This window comes from Nocardia sp. (genome assembly GCF_025465275.1).
GTDB lineage: Bacteria > Actinomycetota > Actinomycetes > Mycobacteriales > Mycobacteriaceae > Nocardia.
The window spans coordinates 97,960-110,574 of sequence record NZ_JAODNK010000086.1; the positions used below are offsets into that span (position 1 = coordinate 97,960).

Consider the following 12,615-nt stretch of genomic DNA (forward strand, 5'->3'; position numbering starts at 1 on the left):
ACTCCTTTCTAGGGCGGATCGAGCAGCACCAAGCGCATGAGCTGCCCGAGCGAGCGCGCGGTGCGCTCCGGGGTGCCGGTGGACTGGACCAGATGGCTGAACAGCAAGCGGACCAGGCTGTCGGCGAAGAATTCCAGATCGATACCGGGACGGAACCGGCCGCTCCAGTGCTCTTCCATGCGCTGGAGCGCGAGCTGGGCCGCAGCGGCCACGAACGGGCCCGATCCGGTGGTGACCATGGACAGCATCTCGTCCGGGGCCTCCGGTGCGGCGTGCAGAACCACCGCCGCCAGCGGATCCTCCGCAATCGTCCGCAGCACGAATTCGGCGATCGCCGTCACCGCCGCGACCGGATCGTCGAGATTCTCCTCGAACACCGCCGCCGCACCGGCGAGGTAGCGCGAGGTGTTCTGCCACGACATAGCCTCGAGCACAGCGGCTTTGGAGCCGAACTCGTTGAACACCGTGCGCCTGCTCACGCCCGCCTGTGTCGCTATATCGACCATGCGGACCGCGTTCCAGCCGGTGGTACCGGCCAGCTCGATGGCGGCGTCGACAATGCGCTGACGGGCCAGGGTCCGGGCGGCCGCGCGCAGGGAGGGCGTCTCGCTTTTCACGATCCACATCCTTCCCTGTCGCCACGATCGCTCAGCCCTTCGCCTCGCGGTTGACATCGGCCCGCCGCAACCTGGATAGTTGCACTCTACTTGATTCAGAGTGCACTTAACGCACTTTCATGTCAACAAGATGCACATTTCGGAGGATTCGTGGCACTACCCGCAGACTGGGCCGACCGGCTGGCGCTCCCGCTGATCGCCGCCCCGATGACCGGCGTGTCCGGCCCGGAACTGGTGGCCACGGCGTGCCGCAATGGTGTGATCGGCTCCTTCCCGACACACAATGCGGCCACCCCCGAGCTACTCGACGAATGGCTGACCCGCATCGCCGCGGATCTGCCGCCCGGGGCAGCGCCGATCGCACCCAATCTGGTGGTGCATCGCACCAACGCGCGCCTGACCGCCGACCTGGATCGACTCATCGCGCATCGCGTCGAACTGGTCATCACCAGCGTCGGCTCCCCCGCACCCGTCATCGAACCGCTGCACCGGGCGGGCTGCCGCGTCTTCGCCGATGTCGCGACCCTGCGCCATGCCGAACGCGCTTTGGCCGCCGGCGTGGACGGCCTCATCCTGCTCACTGCGGGCGCAGGCGGCCAGACCGGATCGGCCAACCCCTTCGCCTTCGCGCGCGCGGTACGCGAAACCTTCAGTGGCCCCATTGTCTTGGCCGGTGGCATCAGCGACGGCCACGCACTGCTGGCCGCCCAGGCACTGGGCGCGGACCTGGCCTATATGGGCACCGGATTCATCGCCACGCCGGAAAGCCTGGCGCGCGAGGACTATCAGGCCGCGGTCGTCGCCGCGACCCTCGATGATGTCCGCGAGACCGCGCACGTCGGCGGACTGCCCGCCAACCTGCTCACCGAGTGGCTGGACGCCCATGCCGCCCAGCAGGTTTCGGCAGGCGACTTCCAGACCGAACGGCTCCTGGGCGGGAACACCGTGTGGAGTGCCGGGCATTCGGTCTCCGGCGTGCACGGCGTGACCCCGGTCGCCGAGGTCATCGACCGCGTGCGGCGCGAATACCACGAGGCCCGCACCGCACTTCTCGAAACCTCTTGCAAGTGAACGGAACAACTGCCATGACGGACCAGAACTCACTATGGGGCCCGGTCACCCGGGTCCTCGATCGAGCCTGCACCTACTACTCCGACCGCACCGCGCTGATTGCCGGTGACCGGTCGCTGACCTACACCGAACTGCGATCGGTGACCAATCGCATTGCCAATGGCCTTCTCGCCCTGGGCATTACCCCCGGCGAACGCGTGGGCCTGCTCATGCCGAACATCCTGGAATTCGTGCCCACCCAGTACGGGATCTGGAAGTCGGGCGCCGTACCCGTGCAGATGGCCGCGAAGGCTTCCGCCGAGGACCACCGCTACTTTCTGACCGAATCCGGTGCCACCACTCTGATTTATCACGCGTCGTTCGACGCGACCGTCGCGGCGCTCGCGGATCAGGTGCCCACGCTGCGGCGGCTGATTCGCCTGGGCGAGCAGCCCGGCGACTCGGCGGCCGATTACTACGAAATCTTCGGCACCCAAGACGATTCCACACCGCCCGTGGATATCGGCCCGGGTGATCCCGCCCAGATCATGTTCACCTCCGGATCCACCGGAACCCCCAAGGGCGTGCTGTTCACACACGATCGGCTGAGCCACTATCTGCTCACCGCGGGCCTCGAAATCGGTGATACCCGCCCCGGCGAGGTCTTCGCGCACGGTGCGCCGCTGACCCACTTCACCCAGATCTTCCTGCTGCCGACCTTCCTGCGCGGCGGCGCCAATGTGATCATGCCGGGCCTGGACGTGGACACGCTGCTCGATACCATCGTCCGGCATCGCGCGACGGCCACCGCCGTCGTGCCCACGGTGATCTATCTGATGCTCACCCATCCGAAACTCGCTGCGGCAGATCTGTCTTCGCTGGGCACGGTGATCTACGCCGGTTCACCCATGGCGCCGGAGAAGCTGCGCACGGCGATCGAGGCGCTCGGCCCGGTCTTCATCCAGACGTACGCGGGCACCGAACCGGGTTTCATCAGCTGTCTGCGCAAACAGGACCATATGCTCGACGATCCCGCCGCCCTCGCGCGGCTCGGCTCCGCCGGTCGTCCCCTGTTCCACGTCGATGTCTCCATTCAGGACGAACAGGACCGGCACCTGCCCGTCGGCGAGACCGGGGAGATCTGTGCGCGCCAACTCGGCCGCATGTCCGGCTATCTGGACTCGGGCAAGGACACCGAGGCACTCCGTGACGGCTGGGTGCACTCCGGCGATATCGGCTACCTCGACGCCGACGGCTATCTGTTCCTGGTGGACCGCAAGAAGGACCTTGTTGTCACCGGCGGTTTCAATGTCTTCCCGCGTCAGGTCGAAGATGTCCTCACCCAGCACGCGGCGGTCGCCCAGTGCGCGGTCATCGGCATCCCGCATCCGAAATGGGGTGAGGCGGTGCATGCGGTCGTCGTCCCGAAGCCCGGCCACACCGTCACGGCGGAGCAACTGATCGCGCTGGTCAAGGCGCACAAAGGCAGCGTCTGGGCGCCCAAGACCCTCGACTTCGTGGACACCCTCCCGCTCAACGCTTCGGGCAAAGTGGACAAGAAAGCCCTGCGTGCGCCCTACTGGGCCGGACACGCCCGGCAGGTCAATTGAGACCCCACTGCGTCACAACGACATTGCGCCACCAGCGAACAGGATGCCGTGCCGCCCGCGCACAGGCATGCTGGGAGAAAGCAACGTAATCATGTAAGCGGGTGGTCGCCGTGAGTGATGAACCAGCCCTCTCGCCCGCGGCGAGACCGGATGACACCGGGCGTGAGCCCGATCCTGATGCCGTGCCCACGAGCAACGGCCAACTCCCCGCCGAACCCAGCATCGGGACGAACAGCGGGCCTACGGGTACTACCGCCGAGACCGGCTCCGGCCCAGGCGAAATCAGTACAACGAGTACCGGATCCGGCAACGGCAACGGCGCGCGAGTCGGCGGGGCCGCGACGGACGCCGCTGCGCTCGATGCCTACTCGAGAACTGTGATCGCGGTGGCCGCGTCGGTGACGCCACATGTCGCCAGCGTGCAGACACGGCGCGGAGGCGGGTCCGCGGTGGTGTTCACCGATGACGGGGCGCTGCTGACCAATGCGCACGTGGTGGGGACGGCCAAGAACGGGGTCGTCGTCTTCGCGGACGGGGTCGAGTCGAGATTCGATGTGGTGGGCGTGGATCCGCTCTCGGATCTGGCAGTGCTGCGGGCGCGGGGCGGTGCGCCGCGGGCGGTTCCGATGGGAGACGCCGACGGCTTGGTGGTGGGGCAGCTGGTCGTCGCAGTGGGTAGTCCGCTGGGCCTGGCCGGATCAGTGACCGCGGGGGTGGTGAGTGCACTCGGACGCTCGGTACCGGTCGGGAACGGCCGCGCGGCACGCGTGATCGAGGACGTGATTCAAACCGACGCCGCCTTGAATCCAGGCAATTCCGGTGGCGCGCTGGCAGATTCAGCCGGTCGAGTTGTCGGTGTGAATACCGCCGTCGCGGGAATCGGACTGGGCCTGGCGATTCCGATCAATGTCACCACACGCCGGATCATTACCACCCTGCTGCACGAGGGACGGGTGAAGCGGGCCTATCTCGGCGTTGTCGGGGTACCCGCTCCCCTGCCCGCGGCGGTCGCCGAACGCACCGGGCAGAGCGGCGGACTGCGCATTGTCGAGGTAGTGCGCGGTGGCCCCGCCGACCGCGCCGGATTACGCCGCGGCGACCTGGTGCTGAGCGTGGCGCGCCGCGAAGTCCGTGACGCACAGGGCATTCAGCGCCAACTCTTCGGCGACGCCATCGGCCGCGCGATGCCGGTGACGGTACTGCGCAATGGCGCGATGGTCGATGTGATCGCCGTACCCATGGAACTCACCGTCGATTAGTACTGCAACCACGCCAGCGCGAGCATCGACAGCGTGATGTGCGCGTACCAGGCCCGCCAGGAACGCACCTGGTAGTGATCGAGCCCGGCCTCGTTCTTGCCCTGCTGGAACCGTTCCTCGACATGCCAGCGTGATCCGGCGACCCACGCCAGATCCGCAGCACGGACGCACCGTTCGATCCGAGGTGACGACCATGACCTTCCTCGTCACCGGAGCCACCGGCAACGTCGGCTCCGAACTCGCAAGACTCCTTGCCGACCGTGGCTTGCCCGTGCGCGGAGTCTCACGGCGACCACCCGCTGAGGTTGCCCTCGGCGTGGGCGTCGACAGCGTCCACGCCGACCTGCTCTCAGCTCAGACCATGGCACCAGCGTTCGCCGGCGTCCAGGCGGCGTTTCTGTTGGCGTCGGGAAACGAACGTGAACTGCTCGAGATCGCCGCGCGGCAGGGCGTGAACCGCATCGTGCTGCTATCAACGATTGCGGTACAAAGTCGGCCGGATTCATCGATCGGTCGCGACCACCGGCACTGCGAACAGGCCGTCACCGACACCGCTGCGGAATGGACCATCCTGCGCCCCACCCACTTCGCCTCGAACGCGAAAGAATGGGCGCCTCAAATCCGCAGTGGCAGCCAGGTCACCGGCCGGCAGCCAGACACCGCCCTACCGGTCGTGAGCCCGACAGACATAGCCGCTGTTGCAGCCGAAGCGATGACCGCGGCCAGCTACTCGCAGCAATACCTGCACCTGACCGGCCCGTACGCGATCACCGCCCGCGCCCGGCTTGCCACAATAGGACGAGTCATCGGCAAAACACTGCGGTACGTGAAAACGATGGCCGATATCGAACCCCACCTCCACGAAATATCAAATATCCGCGACAACCCATTACCGCTGGAGGTCGTGGTCACCGACACCGTGCGAGACGTCACCGGCACCACCCCAGAATCCTTCGAAGCATGGGTCCGATCCCACGCCGACACATTCCGATGACGACAGGGGCTGGGACCAACAGGGAGACTGAGTGACCCCGAGAGTCCGCGCGGTCAGTTTCACGAGCTGGCGCCTCGTACAGATAGATCGGTGGGATAACCGAGTGTCGTTTTGGCCGTTCACCTTTCAGCGGTGATGCTGCCGGTGGAGGTGGTAACGGTGGCACGGAAACCGGAAGTGTTCGTCTGAGCGGTGACCCCGGCGCCTGCCATTGATCGCTGCGTCACCGCCAACCGCGCGGCGGCCTCCTGGGCGACCGGCCCCTAACCCGATCCAGCTCGGCTGGGGGGCCGATCACCGCCGCTCGGTGTACTGCGGTCTGCCAGCGCGTTTCCTCCGTGGTGAGCACACCACGATCGGACAGCGACGAATCCCCGGCCCTTGCAGGTTCTCGATCGATCTTGCGCCGCCGGCCCCATCCGACTTCGGGCTTCGTGGCCGATTCTCCCCGCGTTTTCGGCCGTCCTTCTCACCGAAGTTGCGCTTTCTTCGCTGGTCCAGAACCGTTGACCTATCCGTCCGCTGCCGAACCCGTAAGGTTGCGATCCGGTGCTGATACGGCGATTCTCGGTGCCGCCGGTGAAGGATCGGAGTGCGCTCGGGGCGGACTCGGCGAGGACCCGCAGTTCACTGATCGATCCAGCGGACCCGATGCAGGTGGCCGGCAGTATCAGGCCCGGCAATCGCATTACCGGCGGCGCGGCCACCCACTCACCTGAGTGCCGTTGCAGTATTAGCCGACCGCGCGGTCCTACCCGGGTCAGGACGCGGTGCGCCTGGCGGTGTCGGACAGTACGGGCTGCCAGTTCTCAGCCAGGTCCTCGAGCGAGATACCGAGGGCGCGACCGAGTGCGACGACCGTACCGAACGCCGGGGTGGGCAGCCGCCCGGATTCGATCTTGCGCAGCGTCTCCGGTGAAATACCGGCCGCAACCGCCACCTCGGCCAGATCACGCTCGGCGCGGGCGGCGCGAAGCGCGGCGCCCAGCCGGCGGCCCGCTTGGACCTGAGCCGGAGTCAAGGGAAGTCGCACCATGTCCACCACCCTACGGTTGGTATAAAAATACCGCAACCCGCTATGGTCGGTATTAAAATACCGATACGGAGGTTGTCATGGTGGAACTCAAGTCCGCGGCGGAGATCGCCCGCATGCGGGTGACAGGAGAATTTGTCGCGGCGGTGCTCGCCGAACTGCGCGCGAAGGCCGCGATCGGCGTGAACCTGCTGGAGCTGGAAGCCCATGTGCGCGAACGCATTCGCGAGCGCGGCGCCACCTCCTGCTACTGGGACTACTCACCGTCCTTCGGCCGCGGACCCTTCCGCAATACCGTTTGCCTGTCGGTGAACGACGCTGTGCTGCACGGCCTTCCGTTCGATTACGCCCTGCGCGACGGCGATGTGCTGACCATGGACCTGGCCGTCGACGTCGACGGCTGGGTCGCCGACTCGGCCACCACCGTCATCGTCGGCACCGCCGACCCCGCCGACACACGGCTGGTGCGCGCCACCGAAATCGCGCTCGACGCCGCCATTTCCGTGGCACAGCCCGGCAATCGGATCGGCGATATCTCCGCCGCCATCGCCGCGGTGGCCCGCGACCACGGCTACCCGGTGAATACCGAATTCGGCGGCCACGGCCTGGGCCGCACCATGCACGAGGACCCGCACATCTCCAATGCCGGGCGCCCGGGCCGCGGCTACCAATTGCGCCCCGGCCTGACCATTGCCATCGAACCGTGGTTCGCACGCACCACCGACCGGGTGATCACCGATCCGGACGGCTGGACCATTCGCTCCGCCGACGGCTCCCGCACCGCACACTCCGAGCACACAATCGCCATTACCGCCGACGGTCCGGAGATCCTCACCCACACTGCCTGAATCCCGCTCAGCGCCCCCCGAGCGCCCTGCAATAGTGCCGCCGTGTTCGATACACGGCGGCACTTCTGTCTCAAATAGCCCTCTCACCTCGGCGTTTGAATACGCGCTTGACCAGGACATGTGACCCAGCTAACGTTCCGGTCACTAAGCGCCCGCTTAGTAGATTCCAGTGACTGACGACACACCGCTGTAAGGACAAAGATGAGGAAGATTGCCGCCACCTCCGCGCTGCTGATCGGCACCGCCGTCATCGGCTGTGGAACGGCCAACGCCGCGCCCGCCCCCATCGCACCCGTGAACTACACCGCGAAGACCCTCGACAATGCGGCGCTGATCTCCACCGACACCGGCTCGCTGGCCGTCGAGGACGGGGCGCTGAAGATCAAGGCGGCCGACGGCACCATGGTCGCGGGCACCGAATTGTCTTTCCGCGTCGATGATTTCGTCTTCCCCGTCGCGGCCGATATCTCCGGCCGCACCGCCACCCTCACCCCGCAGTTCGATATCGCGCACGCCGCCTACAAGCCGGTGGCGTTTGTGCTCGACGATGCCGGCCAGCGCGAAGCCCTCGCCTGGCAGCGCCTGACCAGCACCATCCTCGCCGGGGCCGCGGTCGGCACCGCGATCGGCGGAGTCGGCGGCGGCGCGGTCGGCTGCGTGCTCGGCGGCGCGGCCGCCGGGGCCGGGGCCACCCTCGCCACCGGCATTATCGGCGGCCTGTTCTCCTTCCTGCCCGCCGCCGCGGTCGGCTGCATCGCGGGCGCCGCCGCAGTGGCCGCATTGGGAACCATCGCGGGCACCCTGCTGGTTACCGCTCCGGTCATGCTGGCCGCCGCGGCGCAATACTTCACGACCATCAACGCACCCCTGCCCGCACCGCGCCCGGCGAACTGAGGCATCGGCCGGTGAACGCATGGATCACGCCCGGCGACCACGGGCCCGGGCGTGCTCCGCGACCGGCCGCCGTACACCCGAAACCCGCTCCGCGCGATAATGTTTCGATGGGTATAGACCACACACCGCCGGCCGACGCAGTTCCGGTCACCGGCGACGGCCACCCGCCCGGCGGCAATACGACACTGGCAACCGCGCTGGCGAACTTCGAACCTTCCGAGCGCCGCTATCCGGAAGGTCAGCGCCGGGTCTTCCTCGCCGCCATCGAGGCCTTCTCCGAACGCGGCTTCCACGCCACCACCACCCGCGATATCGCCGCCCGCGCCGGCCTCAGCCCCGCCGGACTGTATGTCCACTTCCGATCGAAAGAGGAAGTACTACACCGTATTTCCCTATCGTCCATGCGGCTGACCGAACAGGTCGCCGCGACCGCCGCCGCCGGGCCGGGCACGGTCGCCGACCGGCTGGCCACGACCATTCACGACCTCACGGTCTGGCACGCCGAGCACAGCGCCTCGGTACGAGTGGTCCTGCACCATCTGACCGACCTCACCCCCGAGCATCACGCCGAGGTCGTCACTGTCCAGTACGCCATCTATTCCGTGGTCCGCGATCTGGTCACCGAGGGCGCGGCGGCGGGCGAATTCGACATCGCCGAACCCGGCCCGACTGCCCTGGCACTGATCTCGCTCTGCATCGATACGGCCCGCTGGTATCGGCCCAGTTACCGCCGCACCCCCGAACAGATCGGCACCGACTACGCCGCTGTCGCCCGGCGCATGGTCGCCGCCCACTCCGGCTGAGCAGGCGGCACTCAGCTCTACCGCGCCAACCAGCGCTGCAGTTCGGCGACAATATCCAACTCGGCGACGACCACCGCGCGGTCGTCGGCCGACAGGTCGAGCAACTCGATCTCCGCGATCAGTTGCGCCACCCGCACCGAATCATCAGCTGCCGCGGCGATTTCGGCGAGCATTGCCAGCGCGCGAGCGCGATCCACGGCGGCAGCGGTCGCACCGTGCCTGCGCAGACCGGTGTCGATGACGCGCACGGCGGCGGCATCGTCATTCTTGGAGTCGCGCAGGACCCGGGCATTGTCCAGCACTCGCGCCAGCCCCTGGAGCTCCTTCGACCCGCCGTAGTCCGGATCGGGTTCATCGCGCTGGATATAGATGACGGTATTGCCGACCGGATCCACCACGGTGAACCGAGTCTGCCCCGGCCGGAACCGCGTGATGCGCGGAATTCCGCGTGCCGGGATCTTCCCGTAGCGCGTCCGCAGCGCTGCGGTGAATTCGGTGTGCCAGGGCTCCACCTCATCGACGAGCACCAGGCATCCGATATTCGCCTGCTGCGCATCCAGATCCTTCGGAGTGGGCCCGAAGTGCAGATCGAACCCGCTGCGGTGCACTGCCCCATAGGTATACGGGCGGGTCTGCTCGTAGGTGACGGTGTATCCGAGCGTGCGATAGAAGTCGAGCGTCTCCGGTAGGTTCCCGCCCCAGAGCATCGGAACCGACGTTGCTGCCATTCGAAAATCCCTCCATGCGGTGGTCTCGAACCAGCCTATGAGCCCGCGGCGACACGCGCCTATAACCCGTCTGCGGGGTCTGCCGCCGTCCCCGGCACGGGATAGGCTGCAGGCGTGGATAATCCGTTCGGCCCCGCGGGGACCGCCAAGTACGTCCTGCTGACCACCTTCAAAAAGGACGGCACCCCGGTCGGTACGCCGATCTGGGCGGCGCTCGACGGTGGCCGCCTCTATGTCTGGACGGTCGCCGACAGCTGGAAGGTCAAGCGCGCCCGGCGCAATCCGCAGGTCACGGTGCAACCGTGCGATGTGCGCGGCAAGGCCTCGGGTGAGGTCGTGCAGGCCAAGGCCACCGTGCTGGACGGGGCGGGCAGCGAGCGGGTGCGCGGGCTGATCAAGCGGCGCTACGGGTTGCAGGGCCAGCTCGTTGTCGGTGCCAGCACGCTGCGGCGGGGCAAGGACGGCACCGTCGGCATCGAGATCACCGCCGACGCCTGACGGGCGCCTTTCGACTCGTACTCAGCCGGCCGAACGATTCGAATCGGCCGGCTCCGCTGTGTCGTCGAGCCCGAACCTGCGCCGAACATCGGGGCGTGCCAAGAGTTTCGGCGGATATCCGGGTCCGGGACGCGGGGTGACATCCGGCCATTCGAGGCGTTCTCCGCAATGTGAGCAGACGACCTCGGCCTCGGCGTCATGACCACAGCCCTCGTGCCGGGTGACAACGGGCGGACCCGCTTCCCCCGAGAGCCAGCGATCTCCCCACGCGGTCATTGCCAGCAGGACGCCGTAGAAATCGCGGCCGGACTCGGTGAGCACATACTCGTGGCGGACCGGCATGGTCTCGTAGACCTGCTTCTCCAGCAGTCCCGCCTCGACGAGTCGGCGCAGCCGCTCCGAGAGCGTATTGCGGGCAATCCCCAATTCCTGCTGAAACTCGTCGAACCGGCGGATGCCGTAGAACGCCTCACGCAGCACCAGGGGCGTCCACCAGTCGCCGAGTAGGTCCATGGTGCGAGCCACCGAGCAGGGCCAGTTCGCGAACGACGTGCGCTTCATATCGCAATCCTAGCGAGTCTCTCTTCGAGACTCAGCAGATAAGAATCATGGACAGCTCTTGCACCCCTGAGTCTAGCTACGCAACTATGGACGTCAACGGATGGAAGGAGCTCGCTGTGGAATGGACCGGACAGGTGTACGCGGATACCCCGACAGTGTCGGCGGAGACGTACATCGAAGCCGCGCCGCGCCAGGTGTGGGAGTGCGTCAGCGATATACAGCTCATGCCCCGGCTGAGCGCGGAACTGCGGAGCGTCGAGTGGCTCGACGGTGCGAGCGGACCGGCGGTCGGCGCCAGGTTCGCCGGGCAGAACGTGCACGATGCGCTCGGCAGCTGGGAGACGATCAGCACGGTCGTCACGTACGAGCCGGAACACAGCTTCGCCTGGGCCGTCGGATCGCCCGAATACCCTTCCAGCATATGGCGATTCACGCTCCGGCCGGAGGGCTTGGGAACCGTGCTCGAGCAGTGGATGCAGATGGGCCCGGCCCGATCCGGCCTCAGCTACGCCATCGATGCCATGCCCGACAAGGAGCAGAAGATCGTCTTCGTGCGCCTGCGCGAATTCGAGAGTGGTATCGAAGCCAACCTCGCCGCCATCAAGACCCTGCTGGAACGTGAGGCGTAATGCGCACCGCGACAACGATCGAAGGCTCGGCGGGCAGCTGGCGCGATATCACCGATTTTGTGGTCGAGGCCGAAAAGCTCGGACTCGATATCTGCTGGGTGGCCGAGGCGTGGGGCACCGACGCACCGACACCGCTGGGCTTCCTGGCGGCTCGCACGCAGCGAATTCTGCTGGGCTCCGGCATTATTCAGCTCGGCACCCGCTCCCCCGTCACCATCGCACAGACCGCCATGACCCTGGCGCAGCTCTCGGAGGGACGGTTCCTGCTCGGCCTCGGGGCTTCGGGACCACAGGTCATCGAAGGGCTGCACGGCATTCCCTTCGCGCGCCCGCTGACGCGTATGCGCGAAACCGTCGAGATCATTCGAAATGTGTTCACCGGCAACAAGATCACCTACCAGGGCAAGCAGTTCACCATCCCGCTGCCGGGTGACAGTCGTCCGATGCGGTTGAGCATGCCGCCCGTCTCCGTGCCGATCTACCTGGCCACGCTGTCGCCGAAGATGCTGGAGCTCACCGGCGAACTCGCCGACGGCTGGCTCGGCACCAGCTTCGTTCCCGAAGGTGCGGACGCGTACTTCACGCATCTCGATGCCGGGCTGGCCCGTTCCGGTCGCACCCGCGCCGACCTCGATATCTGTCAGGGCGCGGAGATCAATATCGTCGCCGACGAAGCGCAGCTCGCCGAAATCCTCGGCAGCCGCAAGAAGGAGCTCGCCTTCTCACTCGGCGGTATGGGTTCCGGATCCACGAACTACTACAACAATGCCTACAGTCGGCAGGGCTGGGCCGAAGTCGCAGAGCGGGTCCGCGAACGCTGGCAGAGCGGCGACCGCGACGGTGCGGCAACCCTGATCACCGACGATATGGTCCTGGCCACCACCCTCATCGGCACCGAGGAGCGGGTGCGCGAGCGCCTGCGGGTCTGGCGGGACACCGGCGTGGACACCGTCCGCCTCTACCCGGCCGGTCACACCCTGCACGCCCGACTGGACAACCTCGGCCGCGGTATCGAGCTGGTGCGCGAACTCGGTGATCGCGCCTAGCCGTCCGGAATGTCGTGCAAGCGTCACGGTCGAACCGCCGGGCCG

14 protein-coding genes and 1 pseudogene are annotated in these 12,615 nt (G+C 66.9%); 10 read left to right on the forward strand and 5 right to left on the reverse strand.

All coding sequences use genetic code 11. From position 1 onward, the window contains the following. Positions 1-8: 8 nt before the first annotated feature. A complete protein-coding gene (locus JWN03_RS20810) occupies positions 9-617 on the reverse strand; it encodes a TetR/AcrR family transcriptional regulator (protein WP_297617456.1) in 609 nt (202 codons plus the stop codon). Between the two features lie 150 nt (positions 618-767). Here JWN03_RS20810 and JWN03_RS20815 point away from each other — a divergent pair, with 150 nt between their 5' ends. From JWN03_RS20815 to JWN03_RS20825, 3 genes are all read left to right on the forward strand, one after another. Beyond that, a complete protein-coding gene (locus JWN03_RS20815) occupies positions 768-1,688 on the forward strand; it encodes an NAD(P)H-dependent flavin oxidoreductase (protein WP_297617458.1) in 921 nt (306 codons plus the stop codon). A gap of 14 nt (positions 1,689-1,702) precedes the next feature. Further along, positions 1,703-3,277, forward strand: coding sequence for an AMP-binding protein (locus JWN03_RS20820; protein ID WP_297617460.1), 1,575 nt, complete (start codon positions 1,703-1,705; stop codon positions 3,275-3,277). A 377-nt stretch (positions 3,278-3,654) separates the two neighbouring features. Then, positions 3,655-4,536: a S1C family serine protease gene (locus JWN03_RS20825; protein ID WP_297617611.1), complete on the forward strand. Its 882-nt coding sequence runs from the start codon at positions 3,655-3,657 to the stop codon at positions 4,534-4,536. Here the strand turns inward: JWN03_RS20825 and JWN03_RS20830 are convergent. After that, positions 4,533-4,691 (reverse strand): annotated as a pseudogene (locus JWN03_RS20830) (IS701 family transposase); the annotation flags it as partial. The gene JWN03_RS20825 and the pseudogene JWN03_RS20830 overlap by 4 nt on opposite strands. Before the next feature lie 38 nt (positions 4,692-4,729). Between JWN03_RS20830 and JWN03_RS20835 the strand changes: the two are divergent. Beyond that, positions 4,730-5,530 carry an SDR family oxidoreductase gene (locus tag JWN03_RS20835; RefSeq protein WP_297617462.1) on the forward strand — a complete coding sequence of 267 codons (801 nt, stop codon included), beginning with the start codon at positions 4,730-4,732 and terminating at the stop codon, positions 5,528-5,530. Between the two features lie 760 nt (positions 5,531-6,290). Here JWN03_RS20835 and JWN03_RS20840 read toward each other — a convergent pair. After that, positions 6,291-6,566 (reverse strand): helix-turn-helix transcriptional regulator, encoded by a 276-nt coding sequence (locus JWN03_RS20840; RefSeq protein ID WP_297617464.1) that lies wholly within the window; start codon positions 6,564-6,566, stop codon positions 6,291-6,293. Positions 6,567-6,643: 77 nt separating this feature from the next. Here JWN03_RS20840 and map point away from each other — a divergent pair, with 77 nt between their 5' ends. The 3 genes from map (at position 6,644) to JWN03_RS20855 (ending at position 9,108) form a co-directional block, all read left to right on the forward strand. Then, complete coding sequence (map, locus tag JWN03_RS20845; RefSeq protein WP_297617466.1) at positions 6,644-7,411, forward strand: type I methionyl aminopeptidase; 768 nt, start codon at positions 6,644-6,646, stop codon at positions 7,409-7,411. A 201-nt stretch (positions 7,412-7,612) separates the two neighbouring features. Then, entirely contained in the window at positions 7,613-8,305 is a 693-nt protein-coding gene (locus JWN03_RS20850) for a hypothetical protein (protein ID WP_297617470.1), read from the forward strand. 107 nt (positions 8,306-8,412) lie between these two features. After that, complete coding sequence (locus JWN03_RS20855) at positions 8,413-9,108, forward strand: TetR/AcrR family transcriptional regulator (protein ID WP_297617472.1); 696 nt, start codon at positions 8,413-8,415, stop codon at positions 9,106-9,108. Positions 9,109-9,125: 17 nt separating this feature from the next. On the opposite strand, the gene JWN03_RS20860 is transcribed toward JWN03_RS20855, so the two are convergent. Continuing rightward, on the reverse strand, positions 9,126-9,836 hold the full coding sequence (locus JWN03_RS20860; protein ID WP_297617474.1) for a glyoxalase: 711 nt from the start codon (positions 9,834-9,836) through the stop codon (positions 9,126-9,128). Between the two features lie 114 nt (positions 9,837-9,950). Between JWN03_RS20860 and JWN03_RS20865 the strand changes: the two genes are divergently transcribed. After that, positions 9,951-10,334 (forward strand): PPOX class F420-dependent oxidoreductase, encoded by a 384-nt coding sequence (locus JWN03_RS20865; protein ID WP_297617476.1) that lies wholly within the window; start codon positions 9,951-9,953, stop codon positions 10,332-10,334. Between the two features lie 21 nt (positions 10,335-10,355). On the opposite strand, the gene JWN03_RS20870 is transcribed toward JWN03_RS20865, so the two are convergent. Then, positions 10,356-10,895, reverse strand: coding sequence for a winged helix-turn-helix transcriptional regulator (locus tag JWN03_RS20870; protein ID WP_297617478.1), 540 nt, complete (start codon positions 10,893-10,895; stop codon positions 10,356-10,358). A gap of 116 nt (positions 10,896-11,011) precedes the next feature. On the opposite strand from JWN03_RS20870, the gene JWN03_RS20875 reads away from it, so the two are divergent. Beyond that, positions 11,012-11,524: an SRPBCC family protein gene (locus JWN03_RS20875; protein WP_297617481.1), complete on the forward strand. Its 513-nt coding sequence runs from the start codon at positions 11,012-11,014 to the stop codon at positions 11,522-11,524. After that, entirely contained in the window at positions 11,524-12,570 is a 1,047-nt protein-coding gene (locus JWN03_RS20880; RefSeq protein WP_297617484.1) for an LLM class flavin-dependent oxidoreductase, read from the forward strand. Before JWN03_RS20875 ends, JWN03_RS20880 begins: the two co-directional genes overlap by 1 nt. Positions 12,571-12,615 lie beyond the last annotated feature (45 nt).